At 71.0% G+C, this 25,938-nt stretch carries 28 protein-coding genes; 18 read left to right on the forward strand and 10 right to left on the reverse strand.

What is annotated here, in order from left to right:
• Positions 1-2: 2 nt before the first annotated feature.
• From ACWDUZ_RS02470 to ACWDUZ_RS02480, 3 genes are all read left to right on the forward strand, one after another.
• Positions 3-1,220, forward strand: coding sequence for a cytidylyltransferase domain-containing protein (locus tag ACWDUZ_RS02470; RefSeq protein WP_451629898.1), 1,218 nt, complete (start codon positions 3-5; stop codon positions 1,218-1,220).
• Between the two features lie 11 nt (positions 1,221-1,231).
• Positions 1,232-2,170, forward strand: coding sequence for an N-acetylneuraminate synthase family protein (locus ACWDUZ_RS02475; RefSeq protein WP_451629899.1), 939 nt, complete (start codon positions 1,232-1,234; stop codon positions 2,168-2,170).
• 80 nt (positions 2,171-2,250) lie between these two features.
• Positions 2,251-3,339, forward strand: coding sequence for a hypothetical protein (locus ACWDUZ_RS02480; protein WP_451629900.1), 1,089 nt, complete (start codon positions 2,251-2,253; stop codon positions 3,337-3,339).
• A 116-nt stretch (positions 3,340-3,455) separates the two neighbouring features.
• Here ACWDUZ_RS02480 and ACWDUZ_RS02485 read toward each other — a convergent pair whose 3' ends face one another.
• The 3 genes from ACWDUZ_RS02485 to ACWDUZ_RS02495 all read right to left on the reverse strand — a co-directional run bounded on the left by ACWDUZ_RS02485 (position 3,456) and on the right by ACWDUZ_RS02495 (position 5,152).
• Positions 3,456-3,953, reverse strand: a complete 498-nt coding sequence (locus ACWDUZ_RS02485) for an N-acetyltransferase family protein (RefSeq protein WP_451629901.1) — start codon at positions 3,951-3,953, stop codon at positions 3,456-3,458.
• 156 nt (positions 3,954-4,109) lie between these two features.
• Positions 4,110-4,304 carry a DUF397 domain-containing protein gene (locus tag ACWDUZ_RS02490; protein WP_451629902.1) on the reverse strand — a complete coding sequence of 65 codons (195 nt, stop codon included), beginning with the start codon at positions 4,302-4,304 and terminating at the stop codon, positions 4,110-4,112.
• A gap of 8 nt (positions 4,305-4,312) precedes the next feature.
• Entirely contained in the window at positions 4,313-5,152 is an 840-nt protein-coding gene (locus ACWDUZ_RS02495; protein WP_451629903.1) for a helix-turn-helix domain-containing protein, read from the reverse strand.
• A 203-nt stretch (positions 5,153-5,355) separates the two neighbouring features.
• Here ACWDUZ_RS02495 and ACWDUZ_RS02500 point away from each other — a divergent pair, with 203 nt between their 5' ends.
• From ACWDUZ_RS02500 to ACWDUZ_RS02550, 11 genes are all read left to right on the forward strand, one after another.
• A complete protein-coding gene (locus ACWDUZ_RS02500; RefSeq protein WP_451629904.1) occupies positions 5,356-5,778 on the forward strand; it encodes an ATP-binding protein in 423 nt (140 codons plus the stop codon).
• Between the two features lie 33 nt (positions 5,779-5,811).
• The gene (locus tag ACWDUZ_RS02505) at positions 5,812-6,753 is read left to right on the forward strand and encodes a hypothetical protein (RefSeq protein WP_451629905.1); all 942 of its coding nucleotides are present in this window, start codon (positions 5,812-5,814) and stop codon (positions 6,751-6,753) included.
• A gap of 2 nt (positions 6,754-6,755) precedes the next feature.
• Positions 6,756-7,007 carry a hypothetical protein gene (locus tag ACWDUZ_RS02510; protein WP_451629906.1) on the forward strand — a complete coding sequence of 84 codons (252 nt, stop codon included), beginning with the start codon at positions 6,756-6,758 and terminating at the stop codon, positions 7,005-7,007.
• Between the two features lie 408 nt (positions 7,008-7,415).
• Complete coding sequence (locus ACWDUZ_RS02515) at positions 7,416-8,738, forward strand: amidohydrolase (RefSeq protein WP_451629907.1); 1,323 nt, start codon at positions 7,416-7,418, stop codon at positions 8,736-8,738.
• 399 nt (positions 8,739-9,137) lie between these two features.
• On the forward strand, positions 9,138-10,202 hold the full coding sequence (locus tag ACWDUZ_RS02520) for a BMP family lipoprotein (protein WP_451629908.1): 1,065 nt from the start codon (positions 9,138-9,140) through the stop codon (positions 10,200-10,202).
• 196 nt (positions 10,203-10,398) lie between these two features.
• Complete coding sequence (locus ACWDUZ_RS02525; protein ID WP_451630171.1) at positions 10,399-11,925, forward strand: ABC transporter ATP-binding protein; 1,527 nt, start codon at positions 10,399-10,401, stop codon at positions 11,923-11,925.
• The gene (locus ACWDUZ_RS02530; protein WP_451629909.1) at positions 11,922-13,049 is read left to right on the forward strand and encodes an ABC transporter permease; all 1,128 of its coding nucleotides are present in this window, start codon (positions 11,922-11,924) and stop codon (positions 13,047-13,049) included. The genes ACWDUZ_RS02525 and ACWDUZ_RS02530 overlap by 4 nt, the downstream gene beginning before the upstream one ends.
• Positions 13,049-14,335: an ABC transporter permease gene (locus ACWDUZ_RS02535; protein WP_451629910.1), complete on the forward strand. Its 1,287-nt coding sequence runs from the start codon at positions 13,049-13,051 to the stop codon at positions 14,333-14,335. Before ACWDUZ_RS02530 ends, ACWDUZ_RS02535 begins: the two co-directional genes overlap by 1 nt.
• Positions 14,335-14,736 carry a cytidine deaminase gene (locus tag ACWDUZ_RS02540; protein ID WP_451630172.1) on the forward strand — a complete coding sequence of 134 codons (402 nt, stop codon included), beginning with the start codon at positions 14,335-14,337 and terminating at the stop codon, positions 14,734-14,736. Before ACWDUZ_RS02535 ends, ACWDUZ_RS02540 begins: the two co-directional genes overlap by 1 nt.
• A gap of 84 nt (positions 14,737-14,820) precedes the next feature.
• Complete coding sequence (locus ACWDUZ_RS02545) at positions 14,821-16,104, forward strand: thymidine phosphorylase (RefSeq protein ID WP_451629911.1); 1,284 nt, start codon at positions 14,821-14,823, stop codon at positions 16,102-16,104.
• A 96-nt stretch (positions 16,105-16,200) separates the two neighbouring features.
• Entirely contained in the window at positions 16,201-16,785 is a 585-nt protein-coding gene (locus ACWDUZ_RS02550; RefSeq protein WP_451629912.1) for a Uma2 family endonuclease, read from the forward strand.
• A 7-nt stretch (positions 16,786-16,792) separates the two neighbouring features.
• Here ACWDUZ_RS02550 and ACWDUZ_RS02555 read toward each other — a convergent pair whose 3' ends face one another.
• The gene (locus ACWDUZ_RS02555; protein WP_451629913.1) at positions 16,793-17,713 is read right to left on the reverse strand and encodes an AEC family transporter; all 921 of its coding nucleotides are present in this window, start codon (positions 17,711-17,713) and stop codon (positions 16,793-16,795) included.
• Positions 17,714-17,843: 130 nt separating this feature from the next.
• Between ACWDUZ_RS02555 and ACWDUZ_RS02560 the strand changes: the two genes are divergently transcribed.
• Complete coding sequence (locus ACWDUZ_RS02560) at positions 17,844-18,230, forward strand: STAS domain-containing protein (RefSeq protein WP_451629914.1); 387 nt, start codon at positions 17,844-17,846, stop codon at positions 18,228-18,230.
• On the opposite strand, the gene ACWDUZ_RS02565 is transcribed toward ACWDUZ_RS02560, so the two are convergent.
• Positions 18,114-19,127 carry a sigma-70 family RNA polymerase sigma factor gene (locus ACWDUZ_RS02565; RefSeq protein ID WP_451629915.1) on the reverse strand — a complete coding sequence of 338 codons (1,014 nt, stop codon included), beginning with the start codon at positions 19,125-19,127 and terminating at the stop codon, positions 18,114-18,116. The genes ACWDUZ_RS02560 and ACWDUZ_RS02565 overlap by 117 nt on opposite strands.
• Positions 19,128-19,311: 184 nt before the next feature.
• Entirely contained in the window at positions 19,312-20,595 is a 1,284-nt protein-coding gene (locus ACWDUZ_RS02570) for an MFS transporter (protein ID WP_451629916.1), read from the reverse strand.
• 63 nt (positions 20,596-20,658) lie between these two features.
• Here ACWDUZ_RS02570 and ACWDUZ_RS02575 point away from each other — a divergent pair, with 63 nt between their 5' ends.
• A complete protein-coding gene (locus ACWDUZ_RS02575) occupies positions 20,659-21,630 on the forward strand; it encodes a LysR substrate-binding domain-containing protein (protein ID WP_451629917.1) in 972 nt (323 codons plus the stop codon).
• Between the two features lie 13 nt (positions 21,631-21,643).
• Here the strand turns inward: ACWDUZ_RS02575 and ACWDUZ_RS02580 are convergent, their stop codons facing one another.
• The gene (locus ACWDUZ_RS02580; RefSeq protein WP_451629918.1) at positions 21,644-22,405 is read right to left on the reverse strand and encodes an alpha/beta hydrolase; all 762 of its coding nucleotides are present in this window, start codon (positions 22,403-22,405) and stop codon (positions 21,644-21,646) included.
• Between the two features lie 151 nt (positions 22,406-22,556).
• On the opposite strand from ACWDUZ_RS02580, the gene ACWDUZ_RS02585 reads away from it, so the two are divergent.
• Positions 22,557-23,720, forward strand: coding sequence for an adenosine deaminase (locus ACWDUZ_RS02585; RefSeq protein WP_451629919.1), 1,164 nt, complete (start codon positions 22,557-22,559; stop codon positions 23,718-23,720).
• A gap of 138 nt (positions 23,721-23,858) precedes the next feature.
• A complete protein-coding gene (locus ACWDUZ_RS02590) occupies positions 23,859-24,212 on the forward strand; it encodes an ATP-binding protein (protein ID WP_451629920.1) in 354 nt (117 codons plus the stop codon).
• 127 nt (positions 24,213-24,339) lie between these two features.
• Here ACWDUZ_RS02590 and ACWDUZ_RS02595 read toward each other — a convergent pair whose 3' ends face one another.
• The 3 genes from ACWDUZ_RS02595 to ACWDUZ_RS02605 all read right to left on the reverse strand — a co-directional run bounded on the left by ACWDUZ_RS02595 (position 24,340) and on the right by ACWDUZ_RS02605 (position 25,914).
• Positions 24,340-24,546, reverse strand: a complete 207-nt coding sequence (locus ACWDUZ_RS02595) for a PspC domain-containing protein (RefSeq protein WP_451629921.1) — start codon at positions 24,544-24,546, stop codon at positions 24,340-24,342.
• 66 nt (positions 24,547-24,612) lie between these two features.
• Complete coding sequence (locus ACWDUZ_RS02600) at positions 24,613-25,194, reverse strand: VanZ family protein (RefSeq protein ID WP_451629922.1); 582 nt, start codon at positions 25,192-25,194, stop codon at positions 24,613-24,615.
• A gap of 111 nt (positions 25,195-25,305) precedes the next feature.
• Positions 25,306-25,914 carry a hypothetical protein gene (locus ACWDUZ_RS02605; RefSeq protein WP_451629923.1) on the reverse strand — a complete coding sequence of 203 codons (609 nt, stop codon included), beginning with the start codon at positions 25,912-25,914 and terminating at the stop codon, positions 25,306-25,308.
• Positions 25,915-25,938 lie beyond the last annotated feature (24 nt).

Genomic DNA, 25,938 nt, shown 5'->3' on the forward strand with positions numbered 1-25,938 from the left:
CCATGTCCGAGACAGCAGCCGGGGTGCGCCGCGTGCTCGCGGTGATCCCCGCGCGCGGCGGCTCCAAGGGAGTCCCCGCGAAGAACCTCGCGCCGGTCGGCGGGGTCCCGCTGGTGGCGCGCGCGGTCCGCGCGTGCCGGGCGACCCGGCTGGTGACCGACGTCGTGGTGTCCACCGACGATCAGGCCATCGCGGCCGCCGCTCGGGAGGCCGGCGCCGAGGTCGTGCTGCGGCCCGCAGCCATCGCCGGGGACACGGCGACCTCGGAGGCCGCGGTCCTGCACGCCATGGACGTCCACGAGGCGCTGCACGGCGCGGCGGTCGACGTGGTGCTGCTCGTGCAGTGCACCAGCCCGTTCATCGTCCGCGAGGACATAGACGGGGTGGCCGGCGCGGTCGTCGAGAACGGCGCGGACACCGCCGTCACCGTGGCCCCCTTCCACGGCTTCGTCTGGCGCCGCGTCGAGGAGGAGGGCGAGGGCGGACACGGCGTCAACCACGACAAGTCCTTCCGCCCCCGCCGCCAGGACCGCCCCCAGGACTTCCTGGAGACCGGCGCCGCCTACGCGATGGACGCGGCCGGGTTCCGCGCCCACGGGCACCGCTTCTTCGGCCGGACGGAACTCGTCCGCACCGACCCGGCCCGGGTGCTGGAGATAGACGACCCGCACGACCTGGCGCGGGCGCGGGCCCTGGCGCCGTTGCTCGACGCGGACCGGCCCGGCGCCCTCCCGACCGCCGCCGACATCGACGCGGTCGTACTGGACTTCGACGGCACCCAGACCGACGACCGGGTGCTGATCGACTCCGAGGGACGGGAATTCGTCTCGGTGCACCGCGGCGACGGGCTGGGCATCGCGGCCCTGCGCCGCGGCGGCCTGAAGATGCTGATCCTGTCCACGGAACAGAACCCGGTGGTCGCCGCCCGCGCCCGGAAGCTCAGGCTTCCCGTGCTGCACGGCGTCGACCGCAAGGACCTCGCGCTGAAGCAGTGGTGCGAGGAGCAGGGCATCGCGCCGGAGCGCGTGCTCTACGTCGGCAACGACGTCAACGACCTGCCGTGCTTCGCCCTCGTCGGCTGGCCCGTCGCGGTCGCGAGCGCCCACGACGTCGTACGCGGCGCCGCACGCGCGGTCACCACCGTCCCGGGCGGTGACGGCGCGATCCGAGAGATCGCCGGCTGGATCCTCGGCCCCGGTCTCGACTCCCTCCCCGATTAAGGACATCCCTGATGAGCACCAACTCCCGTCTGCGTACGTTCGGTTCGCGCGAGGTCGGCCCCGGCCGTCCCGTCTACGTCTGCGGCGAGATCGGCATCAACCACAACGGTGAGCTGGACAACGCCCTCAAGCTGATCGACGTGGCCGCCGCGGCCGGCTGCGACGCCGTGAAGTTCCAGAAGCGCACACCCGAGATCTGCACCCCCCGCGACCAGTGGGACATCGAGCGCGACACCCCCTGGGGCCGGATGACCTACATCGACTACCGCCACCGCGTGGAGTTCGGTGAGGACGAGTACCGCCGGATCGACGAGTACTGCAAGGAGAAGGGGATCGACTGGTTCGCCTCCCCGTGGGACACCGAGGCCGTCGCCTTCCTGGAGAAGTTCGACCTGCCCGCCCACAAGGTGGCCTCGGCCTCCCTGACGGACGACGAACTCCTGCGCGAACTGCGCGCCACCGGCCGGACCGTCATCCTCTCCACCGGCATGTCCACCCCGAAGCAGATCCGCCACGCGGTGGAGGTGCTCGGCAGCGACAACATCCTGATGTGCCACGCCACCTCGACGTACCCCGCGAAGGCCGAGGAGCTCAACCTCCGCGTGATCGACACGCTGGAGAAGGAGTACCCGAACGTCCCGATCGGCTACTCCGGCCACGAGACGGGCCTGCAGACCACGCTGGCCGCCGTCGCCCTCGGCGCCTCCTTCGTCGAGCGCCACATCACCCTCGACCGCGCCATGTGGGGCTCCGACCAGGCGGCCTCCGTGGAGCCGCAGGGCCTGGAACGCCTGGTCCGCGACATCCGCGTGATCGAGGCGTCCCTCGGTGACGGCGTGAAGAAGGTCTACGACTCCGAGCTCGCCCCGATGAGGAAGCTGCGCCGCGTCACCGGCGTCGTCGCCGAGGCGGAGATCGCCGCGGCGGCGGGCGAGCCGGTCGCGGTCTGAACGCCCTGCGCGCCTGATCGCCTCACTGGTTCCCCGCTGGTCTCCCCATGGTTCCCTCACGACGGGACGGTCGTACGCCGATGAGCCCCCGACCCCACAGTCGCACCCTCGCCTTCGTCGAGAGCCCGGTCCAGTTGCTGAACGTCATGGAGTGGGCGCACCACCACGGCCTGAACGGCCCGGCACCGGACGGCGGCCCGGCACCGGAAGAAGCACAGCTCACCGTCGTCGTGCTGTCCCCGGCCGACCCCATGACCCGGGGCCAGCTGCGCCGCACGGCCGACCTCGCCCGGGACGAGGGGTACCGGGTGCGCTGGGAGGAGGCCCGGGGCGGCACGACCGCCCCCTTCCACACGATCGGCGGCCTGGCGGGCCCGCTCCGCCGGGCCGACCGGGTCGTCATCGGCGACCCGTTCTCCCGCTACGTCCAGCTGCTGCTGACGATCACCCGGGCCCGCGATCTGGTGGTGGTGGACGACGGCACGGCGACCATGGAGTTCGTCGCCCAGCTGGCCCGTGGCGAACGCCTGGTCCGTTGGCACCGCAAGGGGGGCCGGCGCGGGCCCAGGGACCTGCTGTTCGCGCCGGTGTCCTCCTCGGCCCGCCGCCGCCTCACCCCGCGGCAGGGCCGCAGCGTGGAAGTCTTCTCGTCCATGCCGGTGACGGAGGCCCCGGACGGCGTCACGGTCACCGCCAACGACTTCGCCTGGACCCGGGCCCGCTTCGGCCCACCGCGCCTCACCAAGGGCGCGGACCTGGTCGGCACGTCCCTGGTCGAGACGGGTGTGGTCGACGTCGGCCACTATCTGGAGGCGGTCCGCGCCCTGGCCAGGACCCATGGCGCCACCCGCTACTTCGCCCACCGCCGCGAGAGCACGGAGAAGTTGCACAGGCTGGCGCGGGAAACGGGACTGGAGATAGTCCGCCCCGACCTCCCCCTGGAGCTGACAGCCCGCCGCGGCCCCATCGGCCGTACGATCCTCAGCTTCCCGTCGACGGTCGTCCACACCCTGCCGCTGGCCCTGGCGGGCACGGGGGTGAGGGTCGCGGTCTGCGACATCGACCCCGCCTGGCTCACCGAGACGGCGTCCCCGCGAGCACAGGGGTTCCTGTCGGGGGTGACGGGGACGGCACGGGACGTGCACCGCCTGGCGGTGGGGGTGCTCTAGTGCCGTGACCGTGTAGGTTCGCCGCATGCGCAGGGAGAAGGGCATGCGCTGGGGCGGACGCCCCTCGCCGCCGCAGCCTGACCGGTTGAGTGATCCCGCGATGCCGGATGTGGAGATCAGACAGCGGCCAGGCGCTTCGCCATGACCCGCTCCCTGCCGACGCCATCGGGCAGAAGATCGCCGGGCTCACCCGTGTCCGTGAAACCGTGCCGCTCATAGAGCGCGGTCGCCTTTCGGTTGTCCGGCATCACGGACAACCGCAGAGTCGTGGCGCCGCGCGCCACCCCCCACCGCTCGACCGCCTGGATCAGGCAGTCGCCCACGCCTTTGCCCCGAGCCGTCGGGTTGACCCACATCGAGATCAACTCCACGTTCTCTGCTCCCTCGCCCGGCACTCCGCTGGCCATGCCCACCGGAAGACCGTCGAGGAGCGCGACGAGATCGTGCGCGCCAGGAATCGACAGACGGGCACGCCAGCGTTCCTCTCGGTCGCCGGAGCCCTGCCACTGGGCCAGCGTCGATCCGAACGCGTAGGGCGCCTCGGCAAGTGCGGCCAGCCGCAACTCCCGCCAGAGGGGCCAGTCGTCTGATTCCACAGTGCGGAGTTCGAGCATGATCCAGACCCTGCCCGCCCGCCCGGGTCGGCAGCAAGTTGATTACAACCATGCGAACGACGTCGTTCAGCCCTGCGACCAGCCGAAACCGGGGAGCAGCGGTGACTCGCGCACCCGCAGACCACGAGACCTCGGTGAACCTGTCCGGTCACGGCACTAGCGACGCTCGGGGGTCTTGAGGGAGCCGAGGAAGGCGGCGAAGGCTTCCGTGGGGAAGGTGAGGGTGGCTCTGGCGGGGGCTTTGGAGTCGCGGACGGCTATGTAGGTGGGGGAGCTGGCGATCTCCAAGCAGTCGTTGCCGTCTCCTGGGCCGGAGTAAGAGGACTTCCGCCAGTTGTCGGGGGTGGTCATCGGATACCTCACAGCTCTTTCGACAACCTGTGAATGAAGTCGCACGAGCGCTCGGGCTCGAGTGACGCGTCTTCCACCTTACGCAAAAGCCTTTGAAAGGCGCCGAGTTGAGCATCTGCGTCGATGAAGACGGTCCCATGGGGAGCATCGCGGACCACCGTGTCCAACTTGGGTACGGGGCCACTCACGTAAGTCATCGTGCTCGTGGCCAGCCCGAAGCCGTCCAAGTCGAAGGGGATCACGCGCACTGTGATGCGATCCGACTCGGAGAGTTCGAGGATGCGGACGAGTTGGGCGCGTGACGTCGCACGGTCGCCGACCCTGATGCGCAGCGCCGCTTCATGGATCACGCCCTCATAAGGGACGACGACGTGCTGTTGGCGCCTCATTCGGTGGTCGACGCGCAAGTCGATTTCGTTCTCGTCGAGTTCGGGGATTCTGTTGGAGAACACCGCGCGGGCGTAGTCCTCCGTCTGGAGCAGCCCGGGCACGTACAGGGTGGCTACGTTGCGTAGAAGCCGTGCGTGGTGATCCAGCTCGGACAGATCCAGGAATGATGTGGGCAGGAGACCCCGGTACTCCTCCCACCAGCCGTGCGTCCGATCGGTGGCCATGGCTACCAGGGCATCGATGAACTCCCTATCTGTACAGGCGTAATGGGCTGCGAGGCGGCGCAACCGTTTCTCGCTCACCCCTGCGATGCCGGACTCGATCTGGCTGATGACCGGAGCAGTCACCCCCAGTAGGGTCGCTGCCTCCCGGGCGGTGAGGCCCGCAGCGTCGCGGAGCCTGCGCAGCTCGGTCGCCAGCCGCAACTGACGTGCTGTCGGTTCGCTCCTCAGTGCCATCGTTCGATCCTCTCAACGCGCCTGTCAGCACGCCCCGTTCGGGTGTCAGGGTACGTGATCCGCTTGCGGGATTTAAACAATTAGCCCTACGGTCGGTGACGCAACGCACACGCAGCGGAAGCGCACCGCACCGTCGTGCCATGACGGCTGCGGCAAGGCCACCGCGCGCGGAGACCCCCTTCACCGCCCGGAGTTGATGACGCATGCCCGGAAGCGAGCCGACCGAGTCCTGGGACTACACCCTCTACATCCCCAACGACCCCAGAGCGGTCACGGTCTGCCGCCGCACCCTGCGCCTCATCCTGACCATGCACGGACTGATCGGCCTGGTGGACACGGCGGAACTGTTGGCGGCGGAGCTGGTCTCGAACGCCGTACGCCACACGAAGGGGCCGGCCGCGCTCAGGATCCGCCGCACCCGGCAGGGCGTGGTGTGGATCGGGGCGTGGGACACGGACCCGGCCCCGCCGGACCCGCCACGACCGCTGGAGCAGGTGGGCGAGGTGGAGGAGGAGGGGAGGGGCCTCGCCTTGGTGACGGCCTGCGCGGACCACTGGGGCTGGCGCCCGTCGACCCGCTTCGGCGACCACGGAAAGTACGTGTGGTGCGAACTTCTCGCGGCGTAGCTCGTTGATCACGTCGTACGGAAAGGAGAGCTGATGGTCGGCTCGTCGCACGAGGCGCTGCACCGCATCTTCCAGAAGGAACCCGAACTGCTGACCAAGGCCTTACAACGCGTGCTGAACGTGCCGTTTCCCAAACCGCGGGAGATCGCCGCGCTGAACGTGGACCTCACGGAGATCGAACCGGTCGAGCGCCGCGTGGACACACTGCTGCGGGCGGAGACGGACGAGGGGACGTATCTCCTCGTGGTCGAGTCCCAGGGCAAGGTGGACGAACGCAAGCGGGGCAGCTGGCCCTACTACCTGTCGTTCCTGTACGAGAAGTACCGCTGCGAGCCGGTGCTGATCGTCATCACCCAGAGCAGCGCCACGGCACGGTGGGCGTCGCGCCCCATCCAGCTCGGCTTTCCGGGGTGGTACTCACTGACGGTACGACCACTCGTGCTCGGCCCGGACAACGTGCCGGTGATCGTGGACGAGCGTCAGGCGAGGCAGGACCCACCTCTTGCGGTGCTCTCGGCCATGACACACGGTCGGGGGCCACGAGTCGCCGCCATACTGGAATCCCTGGTGGCCGGCCTGGAGGAGCTCGACCCCGACAGCGCCGCAGCCTTCGTACAGTTCGTCGACTCCTGCCTGACCGACCCTCAGGCGAAGCAGATCTGGAGGGACCTGATGACGGCGACCCAGTACTTCTTTCGGCACCAGGTGGCCGAGCGGGTGCGCGAGGAAGGCCGAGAGGAAGGGCGTCAGGAAGGGCGTCAGGAAGGGCGTCAGGAAGGGCTTGAGGTAGGGCTTGAGGCGGGGCGTCAGAGGCTTCGCGAACTGATCCACCGCATTTTGCAGTCGCGCGGCATCCCCGTGACGGACGCTGTCCGTGAGCGTGTGGGCGCGTGCCCGGATCTGGACCAGCTCGAGATCTGGGCGCAGCGAGCGGTGCACGCGGCGGACGCGGCATCGTTGTTCGCCGAGGAGTGAGAGTGGAGTCCGGCGACGTGAAGGCGGCGGCGAGAACGCCGACCGATGATGAGGTTCTCGACTACTGGCACAGGCAGCAGCACCTCAAGGCTGATCGCCAACTGGTCTTCGCCGTCCTGAAGTGGCGCGGCTTCCCGGTCACCAACCTTGTCCGGTCGCGTGTGAACCTCTGCGGGAGTCGTGAACGGCTCGAACTGTGGATGCGGAGGGCCGTGCATGCCAAGGACGCTGCGGAGGTGTTCGCCGAGGAGTGACTGACTGACTGGCTGGGCGGGCGTCACGGTCCGTGACATGTGTCGTATCGCCCGGACGGGCCAGACCGGAGAGAGCCTCGTTCGGCCCTGTTCTCCCTAGGGCCGCCTGGTCAGCGGCCGCACGGCGGGCCGTCCGGTGATGTCCGCCAAGTGAACAATTCGGGCGTGGTTCCCGTGAAGCGTGGTATGCCTGGAGAAAAGCACAGTGGGACGGGTGCCAGGGTGTGGCGGTGCCACCTCCGGGGATTCCGTGATCCACTCGGCCGGTCAAGACGGGCGAGTGTACCCATCCCAGCCGATACCTATGCGCCGACGGCCGGTTTTTCTTCCCCTGACGGGCTGAACTTTTGTTGATCGAGGGTCAGTTGACCGGCCCGGCGGCATACCCTTCAGAGGGTGAAGCAACTGATGTCCCCAGAGTCCGAGGCCGATCTCCCCGCGGAAGCCGCCCTGCCCGGCACCCTGCCGGAGGCGCTGTTCGCCGAACTCGTCGCGTTCCGTCGCGACCTGCACATGCACCCGGAGCTCGGCAACCAGGAGTTCCGCACCACCGCCGCGATCAAGGAGCGCCTGGAGAAGGCCGGGCTGGCGCCGCGCGTGCTGCCCAGCGGCACGGGACTCGTCTGTGACATCGGCTTGGACGCCGGCGTGAGCCCGGACGGCTACGGGGAGGAGCTGGACGATCTGCTCGGTGACGCGCCGGGTGACGCGCCGGACGTGCCCCTGGGTGACGGCGCGAGCGGCACCGCGCGGGGCATCCTCGCGCTGCGCGCCGACATCGACGCGCTGCCCATCCCCGACACCAAGACGGACTGCCCGTACCGCTCGACCGTGCCCGACCGCGCCCACGCCTGCGGCCACGACGTGCACACCACCGTGGTGCTCGGCACCGGACTCGTCCTCGCCGACCTGCACCGGCAGGGGCTGCTGTCCCGGCCCGTGCGGCTGGTCTTCCAGCCCGCCGAGGAGGTGCTGCCCGGCGGCGCCGCCGAGGCGATCAAGGCCGGCGTGCTGGACGGGGTGGCGCGGATCGTCGCCGTGCACTGCGACCCCCGGGTGGACGCCGGGATGATCGGGCTGAGGCAGGGCGCCATCACCTCCGCCTGCGACCGGCTGGAGGTCTCGCTGGACGGTCCCGGCGGTCACAGCGCCCGGCCGCATCTGACCACCGACCTCGTCACCGCCGCCGCCCGGGTCGTCACCGACGTGCCCGCGCTCGTCGGCCGCCGGGTCGACACCCGCGCCGGGCTGGCGGTGACCTGGGGGCGCATCGAGTCGGGGCACGCCCCGAACGTCATCCCGCAGCACGCCGAGCTCTCCGGGACCGTGCGCTGCCTGGACATCAACGCCTGGCGGCACGCGCCCGACATCGTGGTCGCCGCGATCGACGAGGTCGCCAACCTGCACAAGGCCAAGTCAGAGATCAACTACGTCCGCGGGGTGCCGCCGGTCGTCAACGAACCCGGCGCGACCGAACTGCTGCGCGAGGCCATGGTGGCGCGGCGCGGCGCGGACTCCGTCGAGAGCACCGAGCAGAGCCTGGGCGGCGAGGACTTCTCCTGGTACCTGGAGCACGTGCCCGGTGCCATGGCCCGGCTCGGCGTCCGTACCCCGGGCGAGCGCACGCTGCGCGACCTGCACCAGGGCGACTTCGACGCCGACGAGTCCGCGATCCGGGTGGGCGTGGAGCTCTTCACGGCCGCCGCCCTGCTCCACGCGGCGGGCCGGTGAGCGGTGCCCCGATGAGCGGTGCCCCGGTGAGCCGTGGGCAGGTGCGCCGTGGGCCGGTGAGCAGGCCCCGGCGAGCCCTGCCCCGGCCGGCGCTGCTCCGGTGAGCGGATCGGCGGAACGGCACGCGGCGGCCCTCGACGGGGCCGTCGCACCGCCTGGCTCCCGGCGGTAACAAGCCAGGCGGCCACGGCCCGAAATCCGCCCCGCACAGCCGCCAGAGCCTGAGTTCAGACGCCGTTTGCCTCGAATCGATAACGGCTTCGCGAGAGGTCTTTTTCTGACATCTACGCGCGTTACGATGCCGAAGCCGGCGCCGTCGGGGCGTCTCGGTTCGAGCACTGGTGTGGTGCTCACATCAAGCGCCGACACGGCGCTCAGGTCAGGTGAAGGAGCCTTCCCGTGCGCCGGGTAGCCAAGCTTTCCGCTGTGGGCGTCGCCACCGCAGCACTCGCACTGTCTGCCACTGCCTGTGGCAGCACCTCCTCCGAGAAGAACGACAAGTCGTCGTCCTCCTCTTCCTCCAGTGACGGCAAGGGCGTCAAGATCGGCCTCGCCTTCGACGTCGGCGGCCGTGGTGACCGCTCCTTCAACGACTCCGCCGCGCGCGGTGCCGACAAGGCCAAGAGCGAGTTCGGCGGCGAGATCAAGGAGCTGACCGCCAAGACCTCGGACACCGAGGCCGACCGCGAGCAGCGCCTGTCGGACCTGGCCCAGGCCGGCTACAACCCGATCATCGGCGTCGGCTACGCGTACTCCGAGTCGATGAAGAAGGTCGCCGCCAAGTTCCCGAAGACCAGCTTCGGCATCGTCGACTCGGTGGTGGACGTCAACAACGTCGACAGCATCACCTTCACCGAGGAGCAGGGCTCCTACCTGGCCGGTGTCGCTGCCGCGCTGAAGACCAAGAAGGACCACGTCGGCTTCATCGGCGGCGTCGACGTCCCGCTGATCAAGAAGTTCGAGGCGGGTTACGTCCAGGGCGTCCACGACACCAACCCGAAGATCAAGGTCGAGACCCAGTACCTGAGCCACGGCTCGGACACCTCCGGCTTCGCCAGCCCCGACAAGGGCAAGGAGGCCGCGCAGGGCATGCTCGACAAGGGCGCCGACGTCATCTACTCGGCGGCCGGCTCCTCCGGCAACGGCGCGATCGAGGCGGTCAGCGGCGCCAAGGGCACCTGGGCCATCGGCGTGGACTCCGACCAGTACAACATCCCGGGCCTGGCCAAGTACAAGAACTCGATCCTGACGTCGATGGTCAAGAACGTCGACGTCGGTGTCTACGACTTCATCAAGTCCGTCCACGACGGCAAGCCGCTGACGGGCGTCAACACCTACTCGCTCGCCAAGGACGGCGTCTCGCTGGCCACCAGCGGGGGCTTCATCGACGACATCCAGGCCAAGCTGGACGACGCGAAGAAGAAGATCGTCGACGGCAGCATCAAGGTCAAGACCACCCCGTGACCTGATGGGTCCCGTCGGACCCGGCTCGACGAGGGGCCGCAGCGCAGCCCCTCGTCGAGCCATAACAATGTGTCAACTCTACGCGCGTAGCAAGGAGTTGTCGCGCTAGCGTCGCCGACGCCTGCCCTCCCCCCGCAGCCCCTTTCCCCGAGGAGAGTGCGCCATCAACGCGTCCAGCCCTCCCGCTGCCGTCGAACTGCGCGGCATCACCAAGCGCTTCCCCGGCGTCGTCGCCAACCGCGACATCGACATCACGGTCCGCACGGGCACCGTCCATGCCCTGTGCGGTGAGAACGGCGCCGGCAAGTCCACCCTGATGAAGATCCTCTACGGCATGCAGCAGCCGGACGAGGGCACCATCACGGTGGGCGGCGAACAGGTCACCTTCCACAACCCCGCCGACGCCATCGCCCGCGGCATCGGCATGGTGCACCAGCACTTCATGCTCGCCGACAACCTCACCGTCCTGGAGAACGTCGTCCTCGGCGCGGAGAAGCTCTACGGCATCGGCGCCAAGGCGCGCGCCAAGATCAAGGAGATATCCGACGCCTACGGGCTGAACGTGCGGCCGGACGTCCTCCTGGAGGAACTCGGCGTCGCCGACCGCCAGCGCGTGGAGATCCTCAAGGTCCTCTACCGCGGCGCCAGGACCCTCATCCTCGACGAGCCCACCGCCGTCCTCGTGCCGCAGGAGGTCGACGCCCTCTTCGACAACCTGCGCGAGCTGAAGGCGGAGGGGCTCACCGTCATCTTCATCTCCCACAAGCTGGGCGAGGTGCTCTCCGTCGCCGACGAGATCACCGTCATCCGGCGCGGCACCACGGTCGGCACGGTCGACCCGGCGACGACCACCACCAAGCAACTCGCCGAGCTCATGGTCGGCAGTGAACTGCCCACGCCGGAGACCGAGGAGTCCACCGTCACGGACGTCCCGCTGCTGAAGGTGGAAGGCCTGCGCCTGGCGCAGACCGACCTCGACGGCGTCGAGCGGATCATCCTCGACGACATCTCCTTCACCATCCACAAGGGCGAGGTCCTCGGCATCGCCGGTGTGGAGGGCAACGGCCAGTCGGAACTGGTCGAGGCCATCATGGGCATCCGCGACCCCGACGCCGGCACGATCACCCTCGACGGCAGCGACATCTCCCACGCCCCCACCCGCCACCGCCGCGAGGCCGGCGTCGGCTACATCCCCGAGGACCGCCACCGCCACGGCCTGCTCCTCGAGGCGCCGCTGTGGGAGAACCGCATCCTCGGCCACGTCACCGAGCGGCCCAACTCGCGCGGCGGACTGCTCGACCTCAAGGCCGCCCGCGCCGACACCGACCGCATCGTCCAGGCCTACGACGTGCGCACCCCGGGCATCGAGGTGACCGCCGCCTCGCTGTCCGGCGGCAACCAGCAGAAGCTGATCGTCGGCCGCGAGATGAGCCACGACCCGAAGCTCCTCATCGCCGCGCACCCCACCCGGGGTGTGGACGTCGGCGCGCAGGCCGCGATCTGGGACCACATCCGCGAGGCCCGCCGCAAGGGCCTGGCCGTGCTGCTGATCTCCGCCGACCTGGACGAGCTCATCGGGCTCTCCGACACCCTGCGGGTGATGTACCGCGGCCGCCTGGTCGCCGACGCCGACCCCGCCACCATCACCCCCGAGGAGCTGGGCTCCGCCATGACGGGTGCGGCCACCGGCCACCTGGAGCACACAGAGGACGCCGACCGATGAACAAGCTGACCCAACGGATCGACAAGGAGCGGCTGCTCCTCGGGATCGCGGCGCCGCTGCTCGCCGTGGTCGCCGCGCTCGTCGTCACGACCCTGGTCATCCTCGCCACCGGCAAGAACCCGGGCGACGCCTTCAGCGACATGGTGACCTACGGCTCCGCCAGCGACAGCCAGGTCTTCATCCTGAACAAGGCGACGACGTACTACCTGGCGGGTGTCGCGGTGGCCCTCGGCTTCCGCATGAACCTGTTCAACATCGGCGTCGACGGCCAGTACCGGCTCGCCGCGTTCATCGCCGCCGTGCTCGGCGGCGCGCTGGCCGTGCCCGGCTGGATCGCCGTCCCGCTGATCGTCCTGGCCGCCATGGCGACCGGTGCCCTGTGGGCGGCCATCGCGGGCGTTCTCAAGGTGACGCGGGGTGTCAGCGAGGTGATCTCGACGATCATGCTGAACTCGATCGCCACCGCGATCATCGGCTACCTGCTCCAGCCCGGAAAGCTCGGCCAGCTCGACCAGGCCGGCACCCTCGTCTCCACCAAGCCGCTGCACGCCTCCTCGCACTTCTTCAACATCGACACCGGCCCGGCCGGCGTCCTGGACGGCTTCATCGTCGTCGCCGTGGTCGTCGGTCTCGCCTACTGGTTCGTGCTCGGCCGCACCCGGTTCGGCTTCGACCTGCGCACCGTCGGCCAGTCCGAGAGCGCCGCCTCCGCGAGCGGTGTGTCTGTCAAGAAGATGGTCGCCACCAGCATGATCATCTCGGGTGGGGTGGCCGGTCTGATCGGCATGCCCACGCTGCTGAACGAGAGCTACCAGTACGACAACAGCTTCCCCAACGGGATCGGCTTCACCGGCATCGCCATCGCCCTGCTCGGCCGCAACCACCCGGTCGGCATCGCCCTGGGCGCCCTCCTGTGGGGCTTCCTGGAGCGCACCACCAACCACCTGGAGTTCGAGGGCTACGACAAGGAGATCCTCGGCGTGATCCAGGGCGTCATCGTCCTGTGCGTCGTGATCGCCTACGAGGTCGTCCGCCGCTACGGCCTCAAGCGCCAGCAGCAGCGGGTCGGCGCCGAACTCGCCGCCCAGGCCGTCGCCCCGATGAAGAAGCAGGAGGTGGCGTGATGACTGCCACGAAGACCGACACGCCACCGCCCGTGGCGCCCAAGGCGGACGCCGCGGCCAAGCGCCAGGGCCGGTCGCTCGGCCAGATCCTCATGATCGTCGCGGGCGCCCTGCTGCTCGTCGCCGCGGTCCGCGTGATCACCGGTGCCAACCAGCTCGACTCCGCCGGCCAGATCAGCGCCGCGCTGGGCCTCGCCGTGCCGATCGGACTGGCCGGCCTCGCCGGCCTGTGGTCCGAACGGGCCGGTGTGGTCAACATCGGCCTCGAGGGCATGATGATCCTCGGCACCTTCGGCGCCGGCTGGATCGGCTGGCAGTCCAGCCCCTGGCTCGGCCTGCTGTGCGGCATCGGCTTCGGTGTCCTCGGCGGCCTGGTGCACGCCGTCGCCACCGTCACCTTCGGCGTCGACCACATCGTCTCCGGTGTAGCGATCAACCTGCTCGCGCTCGGCGCCACCCAGTACCTCGCCAAGCTCTTCTTCGTGGACGGCGATGCGGCGGAGGCCGGCGGCAACCCCAAGCAGTCCCCGCCCTCGGACTCGCTGCCCAACTTCGACGTGCCCGGCCTCTCGGACGCCCTGCACTCGGTCGAGAAGCACCACTGGTTCCTCCTCTCCGATCTCGCCGGCATCCTCGGCGGTCTGGTCACCAACCTGTCCGTGGTGACCATCCTGGCCGTGGTGCTGTTCGTCGGGACCTGGTGGCTGCTGTGGCGCACCCCGTTCGGTCTGCGGCTGCGCTCCTGCGGTGAGAACCCGATCGCCGCGGAGTCCCTCGGCGTCAACGTGTACAGGCACAAGTACGCGGCCGTAGCCGTCTCGGGCGGCCTCGCCGGCCTCGGCGGCGCCTTCCTCTCGCTGGTCACCTCGCACATCTACCTGGAGGGCCAGACCGGCGGACGCGGTTACATCGGCCTCGCCGCCATGATCTTCGGAAACTGGCGGCCGGGCGGCCTGGCGATGGGCGCGGGCCTGTTCGGCTTCTCCGACGCGCTCCAGCTGCGCAACGGCGGAGTGACCGTGCACGCGCTGCTGCTCCTCCTGGTGGTTCTTCTCGCGGCGCTCGCCGGCTGGAAGCTCTACCGCAAGGCCCTGTGGCAGGGTGTGATCAGCGCCGTCATGGCCGCGCTCGTCCTGGTCTGGTACCTGGTCACGGACGAGGTGCCGGGCGACTTCGTGGGTGCCACCCCCTACGTCGTCACCCTGCTGGTGCTGTCGCTGTCCGCGCAGCGCCTGCGGATGCCCAGGGCGGACGGCATGCGGTACCGGAAGGGACAGGGCAAGTGATCTCGGACGCGACGACGGTCGACTGGGACGGCCTGCGCGAGGAGGCGCGCGCGGCGATGTGCCGCGCCTACGCCCCCTACTCCGGCTACCCGGTCGGCGTCGCCGCGCTGGTCGACGACGGCCGGGTCGTCACCGGCTGCAACGTGGAGAACGCCTCCTACGGTCTCGGCCTCTGTGCCGAATGCGGACTCGTCTCGCAGCTCCAGAACAGCGGCGGCGGCCGGCTCACCCACTTCACCTGCGTGGACGGCCACGGCGAGATCCTCGTGCCGTGCGGACGCTGCCGGCAGTTGCTGTACGAGTTCGGCGGGCCGGACCTGCTGCTGGAGACCCCGGAGGGGATCCTGCCGCTGTCCCGGATGCTGCCGCAGGCCTTCGGCCCGGACCACCTCGCCAAGTAACGACCCCGCGGCCCCGTACGAGCCGTCCCTCGTGGCCGGCCCGCACGGGGCCGTCCCCCTTCGCACCCGGAAGGAACCCCACCCATGGCCATGGACGCCATCTCCGTCATCCGCACCAAGCGGGACCGCGGCGAGCTCAGCGACGCGCAGATCGACTGGGTCATCGACGCGTACACCCGCGGGGAGGTCGCCGACGAGCAGATGTCCGCGCTCGCCATGGCCATCCTCCTCAACGGCATGAACCGCCGGGAGATCGCCCGCTGGACCGCAGCGATGATCGCCTCCGGCGAGCGCATGGACTTCTCCTCCCTGTCCCGCCCCACCGCCGACAAGCACTCCACGGGCGGCGTCGGCGACAAGATCACGCTTCCGCTGGCCCCGCTGGTCGCCGCCTGCGGCGCCGCCGTCCCCCAGCTGTCCGGCCGGGGCCTCGGCCACACCGGCGGCACGCTGGACAAGCTGGAGTCGATCCCCGGCTGGCGGGCCCTGCTGTCGAACGAGGAGATGCTGAACGTCCTCGACACGACCGGCGCGGTGATCTGCGCGGCGGGCGACGGACTGGCCCCCGCCGACAAGAAGCTCTACGCCCTGCGCGACGTGACCGGCACGGTCGAGGCGATCCCGCTGATCGCCTCCTCCATCATGTCCAAGAAGATCGCGGAGGGCACGGGCAGCCTGGTCCTGGACGTCAAGGTGGGCTCCGGCGCCTTCATGAAGACCATCGAGGACGCCCGTGAGCTGGCGTCCACCATGGTCGGACTCGGGACGGACCACGGCGTGAAGACGGTCGCCCTGCTCACCGACATGGCGACGCCGCTCGGTCTGACGGCGGGCAACGCCCTGGAGGTCCGCGAGTCCGTGGAGGTCCTGGCCGGCGGCGGCCCGGCGGACGTGGTGGAGCTGACCCTGGCGCTGGCCCGGGAGATGCTGGACGCGGCCGGCCTGAAGGACGCCGACCCCGCCAAGGCCCTGGCCGACGGCTCGGCGATGGACGTCTGGCGCCGCATGATCGCCGCCCAGGGCGGCGACCCGGACGCGCCTCTGCCGACGTCGAAGGAACAGCACGTGGTCAAGGTTGGCGCCGCCGGCGTCCTGACCCGCCTCGACGCCTACGGCATCGGCGTCGCCGCCTGGCGCCTCGGCGCCGGCCGCGCCCGCAAGGAGGACCCGGTGCAGGCGGCGGCGGGCGTCGAACTCCACGCCAGGCCCGGCGACACGGTGACGGCGGGCCAGCCCCTCCTGACCCTCCACACGGACACCCCGGAGCGCTTCGAGTACGCCCTCGAGGCGGTCGAGGGTTCGTACGACATCGCGGCGCCGGGCACGGCCTTCACGGCGTCCCCGGTGGTGCTGGAACGTATCGCCTGACCTGCGGTTTCCCCATTCGGATGAACGGGATCGGTGGACCTGCACCGGTCCCGTTCGGCATGCTGGGATCGGTGACGCACCGATGGGAGAACCGCCATGAGCGCACTCACCGTGAGCCAGGACCCCGACCAGAGCTGGGACGACCTCGTCCGGTTCTGGGAGGAGATGGAATGGCCCGAGGGCAGCAAGGTGGAGATCATCGAGGGGATCATCACCGTGTCGCCTGCTCCCGCACCCCGCCACAACGTCATCGCGGAGCTGATCCAGCGTCGCCTCTATTCCGCGATCCCCGACGACTGGGGGATCTACCGGACACTGGCGATCGCCGTGCCGTCGCGTCTGGGCATGCTCATTCCGGACCTTGTGGTGGCTCCGCGACCGGAGTGCGCGGAATCGGACACACACGTCCCGGCCGCTCTCGCCGAACTCGTCGTCGAGGTGACGTCCAAGTCCAACGCCCGCCACGACCGCATCAGCAAGCCCGCCGCCTACGCCACCGCCGGCATCCCGCTGTACCTCCTCGTCGACCGCTGGGCCCCCGACGGGCCCACCGTGACGCTCTACGGAGAGCCGAAGGGTGACGTCCACCGTCCCCTGGCCACGGCCAAGTTCGGCGAACCCGTCAAGCTGCCCGCCCCCTTCGACGTCGTGATCGACACCAGCGAGTTCCCGGTGGACTGATACGCGGTCACCCCAACAACGCCGCAACCACCACCAGCACCGGCACCGACGCGATGGTCGACAGCAGGATCGACTGCTGGGCCAGTGACTCGCCCACCCGGTAGCGGCCGGCGTAGGTGAAGAGGTTCTGGGCGGCGGGCAGGGCCGAGGTCACCACCACGTCCAGCAGTTGCGGGCCCCGCAGCCCGAAGACGCTCGTCGCCAGGGCCCAGGCGACGACCGGCTGACCCACCGACTTCAACGCCACCGACAGCAGGACCGGTTCACGGTCCCGGCCCCGGCCGGGGGCCGCGCTGCCGCGCAGGGCGATGCCGAAGGCCAGCAGGACGGCCGGGACGGACATGTTGGCGATGAGGGTGAGCGGCTCCATCACCGGGCCGGGCACGCGCACGCCGGTCGCCGAGATCAGTACGCCGCTCAGGGCGCCCACCGCGACCGGGTTGCGCAGCGGGGTCAGCAGCCGCCGCCACAGGGGGCCCTTCTCGCCCGCGCCGGACAGGTCCAGGATCGTCAGGGCGATCGGTGTGACCAGGATCTGCTGGAACAGCAGCACCGGGGCCACCAGCGAGGCGTCCCCGAGCACGTACACGGCGATCGGGATGCCCAGGTTGCCGGAGTTGACGTAGCTGGAGCACAGGGCGCCGATCGTGGTGCGGCCCACGCCCCAGTGCCGCAGCACGCCGAACGCCACGAACACGCCGGCCACCACCGCCGTGCTCGCCGCCGTCACCAGCAGCCGGCCGGAGAAGACCACCGACAGGTCGGCCCGGGCCAGCGTGGTGAACAGCAGGGCCGGGGTCGCCACATGGAAGGCCAGCTTGGTCAGCACCTCCTGACCCTGGTCGCCGAGGTGGCCGCGCCGCCCGATCAGATAGCCGACGCCGATCACGACCGCGATGACCGCGAAACCGGTCAGCACCCCTTGCACACGGCCTCCTCGGCACGGGGGAGGAGGCCGTCGGGTATCCAGGGCGGTGCTGATCCATGGGGCATGCACTCACCCTCCGCGGAGGGAGGGCGGCAGGTCAATGTGATCTCCGGCGGGCGGCCCCGCCGCGATGAGTTGTCGCCCGCAGCAGGGTCTACCGATCGTGGACGCCAAGACACCCGCCGTGCTCGTGCTCGCCGGCCCCGTCACCCGGGAGGAGGTGAGGGGGCTGTGCGACGACGTCTGCGGTCTGCTGGAGAGGACCGGAGCCGGTGTCGTGGTGTGCGACGTGGGCGGGCTGGGACCGCCCGGCCTCGGCACCGTCGACCTGCTGGCCCGGCTTCAGCTGGCCGCCCGGCGGGCCGGGGGCCGCATCCGGCTGCGCGACCCCGGTCCGGCGCTACACGCCCTGCTCCGCCTGGTCGGCCTCGCCTTCGAGACGGAGGGGCAGTCCGAACAGCGGGAACCAGCGCTGGGTGTCGAGGAAGCAGTGGAAACCGATGATCCGGCCGTCTGAGATCTCGAGCACCTGCACGGCCCACGGCGTGAAGCCGCCCTTCTCCGGGTCCGGCTTGTACTGCGCGAAGCCCGGCAGCCCGTTCGCCCGCACCGGCAGCAGGCGCGAGCCCGCACAGGCCGAGCCGAGCGTCGTCATGAAGCCCGTGATGTCCCCCGAGCCGGTCAGCCACAGGTCGAACGGCGGCATCGTCATCACCGCGTCCTCGTGCAGCAGCGCGGTCAGCGCCGTCATGTCGTACCCCTCGAACGCCTTCACATAGCGCTCCAGGAGCTTTTGCTGCTCCTCGTCCAGCGGGTCGGACACATCGGCGCGGGCACCGGAGTCCTCCCGCTCGGCGAGCGTGGCCCGCGCCCGCTGCAGCGCGCTGTTGACCGAGGCGACCGTGGTGTCGAGCAGCTCGGCGACCTCGCTCGCCTTCCAGGCCAGCACCTCGCGCAGGATCAGCACGGCCCGCTGCTTGGCCGGCAGCTGCTGGAGGGTGGCCATGAAGGCCAGCCGCACGGATTCCTTGGCGACCGCGGCCTCCGCCGGGTCCTGGACCGCCGGCAGGACCCGGCCGTCCGGCATCGGCTCCAGCCAGGTGCTGTCCGGGCGGGGTGCCAGCGCCGCCTGGGCCAGCGGCGTCGACTCCGTCAGATCCATCGGCCGCGCCCGCTTGTTTCCCGCCGACAGCATGTCCAGGCACACGTTCGTCGCGATGCGGTACAGCCAGGAGCGAAGGCTGGAGCGGCCCTCGAACTTGTCGTGGCTGCGCCAGGCGCGGACCAGGGTGTCCTGTACCGCGTCCTCCGCCTCGAAGGACGAGCCGAGCATGCGGTAGCAGTAACCGGTCAGCTCGACCCGGTACTTCTCCAGCTCTGCGTCGAGGTCCGCCGTCGCCGTACCGTTGCTCATCGTGGTCCACCCACCCCTGTGGCCGTTCCGTCCGTGCGCGTTTGTCGCGCCCAGCACTTCGGAAGCTACCGCAGGCCACTGACAACGGCCCCTGAAGCGGGGAAACCAGCAGGTCACCGGGTGGTGGGGCGCTCGTACCCCAGTTCGCCCGGTGCGCCAGGCGTCGCCGGCGGCACGGGGCGGGCTACGCCGCCACCGGCCCGCGCCGCGCCGCCACCCGGGCCGCCCGGGATCCGAGCACCGTGATCGTCACGACGCCCAGCACCGCCAGCAGGCCCACCCCGACCGTCCCCGGCCAGCCCTGGGCGTGGAAGGCCATGGCGCCGACCGTGCTGCCCGCGCTGGAGCCGATGTAGTACGCGGACTGGTACAGGGCGGAGGCCTGGGCACGGCCGTGGACGGCGGTCTTGCTGACCGCCGAGGAGGCCACCGCGTGCCCGGCGAAGAAGCCCGCCGTGATCAGGACCAGTCCGAGGAGCACCGGTGCGACCGAGTCCAGCAGCGACAGCAGCAGTCCCGCCGCCGTCGTGGCACCCGCCAGGTACAGGGCGCCCCGGCGGCCCAGCCGGCCCACCAGCCGTCCCGCCGTCGACGCCGACACCGTGCCGACGAGATAGACCAGGAAGATCGAGCCGACGATGCCCTGGGGCAGGGAGAACGGCGCCGCGGTCAGACGGTAGCCGATCACCGTGTAGACCCCGCCGAACACCGTCATGAACAGCGCGCCGATCGCGTACAGGCGGCGCAGCAGCGGATCGGCCAGGTGGTCGCGGACCGTGCCGGCCAGCACGCGCGGGCGCAGCGAGCCCGGACGGAAGTGCCGGGGCGCCGGCAGCAGCAGGCGGAACGCCACCGCGCACAGCACCGCGATCACGCCGACCACACCCACGGCGACCCGCCAGCCCCACTCCTGGGCGACCCAGCCGGTGATGACCCGGCCGCTCATCCCGCCCACGCTGTTGCCCGCCACGAACAGGCCGATCGCCGTGACCAGCGCCCTCGGGCGGACCTCCTCGGCCAGATAGGCCTGTGCGGAGGCCGGCAGCCCGGCCAGCGCGGCGCCCTGCACCGCCCGCAGCACCACCAGCGCGCCGAGCGACGGCGCGAACGGCACCAGCAGGCCGACCGCCACCGCCACCGCCAGCGAGGCCGTCATCACCGTACGGCGGCCGAAACGTTCCGACAGCGCGCTCATCGGGAGGACGAACAGGGCCAGTCCACCGGTCGCCGCCGCGACCGTCCAGCTCGCCTCGCTCGCCGCCACCCCGAACTCACCGGAGATCAGCGGCAGCAGTGCCTGCGTGGAGTACAGCAGCGCGAAGGTCGCGACCCCGGCGAGGAAGAGGGCCAGGCTCATCCGGCGGTAGCCGGGACCGCCGGGGGCCATGCGGGAGTCGGTGGCGTCGACGGCAGGGACGGTGCGTGCGGCGCCCACGACGGTGGACGCCCCGGTACTGGCGGGAGACATGCCTCGACCGTAGGAACCCACGCCCTCATCCGTCCAATGCATGGAAAGGCCATAATCGTTCCCATGGCGCATCAGCAGAGGTCACACGGTCGGCTGTCACCGTCCGGTGACACAGAAGACATCGAAGGAAACACCGAGGAGATCGCGCGCCTGCTCGCGCCCCGCCTCGCGCACTTCGCCGGCGTCGCCCGCACCGAGCACGTCACCCGGGCCGCGCAGGAGATGGGGGTGCCGCAGTCCACCCTCTCCCGCGCCATGGTCCGGCTGGAGCAGGACCTCGGTGTGGACCTGTTCGCCCGGCACGGCCGTACGGTGTCCCTCACCCCCGCCGGCCGCACCTTCCTCAGCTCCGTCGAACGGGCCCTCGCCGAGGTCGAGCGCGCCGCCGAGGAAGTACGCGCCGACGCCGACCCGGCCACCGGCAAGGTCGCCTTCGGCTTCCTGCACACCATGGGCGCCGAGACCGTGCCCGGACTCATCCACGCCTTCCGCGCCGACCACCCCCGCGTCCGCTTCAGCCTCGTCCAGAACTACGGCGAGGCCATGCTGGAACGGCTGCGCGCGGGCGAGCTGGACCTCTGCCTGACCTCACCCGTGCCGGACGCCCCCGATCTCGTCGCCCGCCGCCTCGACGAGCAGAAGCTGCGCCTGGTCGTCCCCGCCGACCACCGGCTCGCCGGCCGCCGCCGCGTCCGCCTCGCCGAGGCCGCCGAGGAGGTCTTCGTGACCCTGGAACCCGGCTACGGGCTGCGCCGCATCACCGACGCCCTCTGCCGCGAGGCCGGCTTCACACCGCGGGTGGCCTTCGAGGGCGAGGAGACGGAGACCCTGCGGGGCCTGGTCGCCGCCGGGCTCGGCGTGGCCCTGCTGCCCCCGCCGCCCGTACCCCGGCCGGGGGTCGCCGAACTGACGGTCACGGCCCCGCGCGCGGTACGGGAGATCGGCGTCGCCTGGCTGGAAGGCCATCCGGACACCCCACCGGTGGCGGCGTTCAAGAAGTTCCTGCTGTCCCGGCGGGGCAGGCTGCTGCCCTGACGCGCCGGCACGTTCAGCGCCGCAGCGTCCTGCCGAACCCCGCCGCCAGCGGCATCCGCAGCCCCAGCGGCGGGGGCGCCGCCAGGGCGTCCTGCACGGGCCGTGAGAAGGGCCGCCCGAACAGGGTGCCCATGACGAAGTCGGTGGCCAGCGCGGTGACCTCGTCGCGGTACTGGCGCAGCCCGTGGCCGTCGGCGTGCACCTCGAACCGGCACACGTCCCGGTTCGCCTTCTTCGCCCGCGCCGCGAACCGGAACGACAGCTCGGGATCGGTCCGCTCGTCGTTGGTTCCGTGCACGATCAGCACCCGGCGCCCGACGAGCTGCTTCACCGGTTCGGGGGAGACGGCCACGTCCTCCTCGGGCAGCCAGGGAGCGATCGCCACCACCGCCTCGACCGCCTCGTGCCCGCCCGCGTGCAGAGCCGCCCGGCCGCCCATGTCGAGGCCGGCCAGGCACACCGGAACGTCGCCGTAGCGCCGTACCACCTCCTCGACCGCCCAGGTCGCGTCGCGGGCGAGGTGCGCCTCGTCGCCGTTCCAGCCGCGGTAGCGGTAGTGCACCACGTGCGTGACCAGTCCCTGGCCGCGCGCGGCGCGGGCCAGCCGGCGCCCCAGGGCGCGCACGGAGGCGGCCGCCAGCAGGGGAGAGGGCCGGCGTCCGGAGGCCTCCCGGCCGCCCGGAAGCAGCAGCACCGCTCCGCTCACCGCCGTCGGCTCCGGGCCGAGCGTCCTCCCCAGCCTGGCCGCACGGACCGGCGTCGCTTGCTGTGCCATGCCAGAACAGTGGCAGAAGCACCGGTCCGCGCCACCCGTCCGTACGGTCACCGTTGGATATCGACGGACGTGCGCGTGACGGGGACCCGGCCATCTGCCGCGCGGTTTCGGAACTCCGGATTTCTACGCGCGTAGGCGTTAGAGTGCGGAAATGACGAACCAGACTGCCCACCTGGGGAACACCCCGAGCACGGACCAGATCCGCCGGGCGCCCAAGGTTCTGCTGCACGACCACCTCGACGGCGGACTCCGCCCCGGCACCGTCGTCGACCTCGCCCGCGCCTCCGGCTACTCCCGGCTCCCCGACACCGACCCGGAGAAGCTCGGCCTGTGGTTCCGCGAGGCCGCCGACTCCGGCTCCCTGGAGCGGTACCTGGAGACCTTCTCCCACACCGTCGGCGTGATGCAGACCCGGGACGCCCTCGTCCGCGTCGCCCGCGAGTGCGTCCAGGACCTCGCCGAGGACGGCGTCGTCTACGCCGAGGTCCGCTACGCCCCCGAGCAGCACCTGGAGGGCGGACTGAGCCTGGAGGAGGTCGTCGAGGCCGTCAACGAAGGGTTCCGGGAGGGCGAGCGGCTCGCCCTCGCCGACGGCCGGCGCATCCGGATCGGTGCCCTGCTCACCGCCATGCGGCACGCGGCGCGCGCCCTGGAGATCGCCGAACTCGCCAACCGCTACCGCGACGTCGGCGTCGTCGGCTTCGACATCGCCGGCGCCGAGGCCGGTTACCCGCCCACCCGGCACCTGGACGCCTTCGAGTACCTGCAGCGGGAGAACAACCACTTCACCATTCACGCCGGCGAGGCCTTCGGCCTGCCCTCCATCTGGCAGGCCATCCAGTGGTGCGGCGCCGACCGGCTCGGGCACGGGGTGCGCATCATCGACGACATCCACGTCCAGGAGGACGGCACCGTCACCCTCGGCCGGCTCGCCTCCTACGTCCGCGACAAGCGCATCCCCCTGGAGCTGTGCCCGAGCTCCAACCTCCAGACGGGCGCGGCCTCGTCCTACGCGGAGCATCCCATCGGGCTGCTGAGCCGCCTCCACTTCCGCGCCACGGTCAACACGGACAACCGGCTGATGTCCCACACCAGCATGAGCCGGGAGTTCGAGCATCTGGTCGAGGCGTTCGGTTACACGCTCGACGACATGCAGTGGTTCTCCGTCAATGCGATGAAATCAGCGTTCATTCCTTTCGATGAACGGCTGGCCATGATCAATGACGTGATCAAGCCCGGCTATGCGGCGCTGAAATCCGAATGGCTGTTTATCCAGACCGCCTCCACCAGGGCTTCTGTGCCCGGCAAGGACTGAAAACGGCGCCTCGGGCGAGGGGCGGGTGCGGACGGCTTTCACAAGCCGTCCGCATCTCGCTGTTTGCGGCTGGTGGCCCGGCGTGTTTACGGTCGTGGACCGCTCGATTCCCCGTCATCCACTCAAGGACACATTTTCATGAAGCAGTCTGCCGCCAAGACCCTTGGTGTCGCCGCCCTCGGCGCTGCATTCGCCGCCACGGGAGCGGGCGCCGCGAACGCGGCCCCGGCCGCTCCGGACGCCGGTCAGGCGCTGGGCACCGTCAGCCAGGCGCTCCCGACGGAGAACGTCACCAACGCGCTGCCGGGGGCCGGTACGGCGCTGAACCAGGCGAAGCCCACCGTGCAGAGGGGCCTCGCCGCCGCGCAGCCGGTGGCCCAGAGCATGCTCGAGCAGGGCCCCACCAAGCCGGTCGCCGGGCTGCTCGGCGGACTGCCCGTCCAGGGCCTGCCCACGCACGGCCTGCCGGTCAACGGCCTCCCCGTCGGCTGAGCACCGCACACCACCGCAGCCGCGCACCACACCGCACCGCACGGACGCCGACACGCCGCCGGGGCGCACCCCTGCTTCAGGGTGCGCCCCGGCGGCGTCGGGTCCGGCGATGTCCGGGCGGGCGCGGCTACCAGGCCGTGCGGGCGGCCTTGTCCTCCGAGGGCAGCAGGATCCACAGCGCGAGGTAGACCAGGAACTGCGGGCCCGGCAGCAGGCAGGACAGCAGGAAGATCACCCGCATCGTCGTCGCGGAGGTGCCGAAGCGCCGAGCCAGCGCGGCGCACACTCCGCCGATCACGCGGCCGTGGGTGGGGCGGGCAAGGGCGGCGTTCATCTGTCTGCCTCCGTGGGCTGTCGGTGGTGCGGGGGCTCCCCGTCGGCGCCCCGTCTGACATCCACGCTACGGAGACGAAGGGGGCAGAGCGTCGCTCCACGGAGCGATCCCGACCCTGGGAATCGTCGGGGTGCGACCCTGAGCCGGCTCCTCCTGCCGTACCCGCGAGACCTCCAGACGCTCGGCCCTGCGGCGCAGCCGGGAGCGGAGCGCCGGAACCACGGCGAGATGGGCGAGGGCCACGCCCAGCGTGTTCAGCAGCAAGGTGTCGACGTCCACGACACGTCCGGGCACGCCCGTCTGCAACAGTGCGATGCCCACGGATATCAGCGCCCCCGCCGCCACCGTACGGGCCAGCGACGCGAGCGGGGCGGGGCGCGGCCTGCCGCCCGCCAGCGGCAGCAGCACGCCCAGCGGGGCCAGCAGCCCCAGGTCCTCACCGATGCGCCGGGCCGCCTCGGGCCAGCCCAGTGCCAGATCGGCACGGATGCCGGCGAGGGGCCTCAGATTGGCCGGCATCACCCACGGCACGTTCAGCGGACGCAGCATCAGCCAGGCGACGAGCGAGAGATGGGCGACGAGGAGGACACTCGCGGTCACACGGACGCGGATCGCGGCACTGCCGCCGACGGAGCCTTGACGCTGCACGCCCCTCAAGACGCGCCCATCGCCCCTGTCGGTTCCGCCCCCATTTCGGCTCCCTCGCCGCGCCGGGCGCCGGGTGCCTGGGGCCGCGCGCACCGCGGGGCGCCGAGGGCGTCAGCCGTCCGTGGCCTCCGCCGACGGCGGCCTGGTCGTGCCGGGGTGGGACCGCAGCTCGTCGGTGCACGTGTAGTGGAGCAGACCGGTCTTCTGCGGGCCGCCGAGCACCACCGAGCCGTCCCCCTCGGCGGCGGCCGAGTCGGAGAGCGTGCAGACGATCTGCGCGAGGGCGTACCGGTTCAGCGCGGCCGGGGCCTTGTTCAGCCGGAGCGTGTCCTCCGGGTCCCCGGTGCGCGGCCCGGTCACGGTCAGGCCGCGCGGGACGTGCGTGGTGTACCCGGCCGCCTTCTCGGCGGCCGACGGCGAGGCGGCGAGCTGGTCCAGCAGCCCCTGCGCGACGATCACACGCCGCCGCGCGTCCGCCGTGCCCTCCGGCACCCGCACCGTACGGTCCACGGCCACCAGCGACGAGCCGCACAGCAGGAACACCCGCACGGGCACGCCGCGCGAGGTCTGCGTGCTCAGGTCGGGCCCGGGCAGCGAGCACGGCACGCGCGAGGGCGCGGCGCCGAAGTCGGTGGGCACCTGCGTGGGACGGATCCCGCACCCGGCGAGCAGCAGCAGGACCAGCGCCGGAAGCGCCGGCAGGCACCGGCGTACGGACACGCGACGTCCCTGGCGTGCGCGCCG

Source organism: Streptomyces sp. NPDC003393 (genome assembly GCF_053589015.1).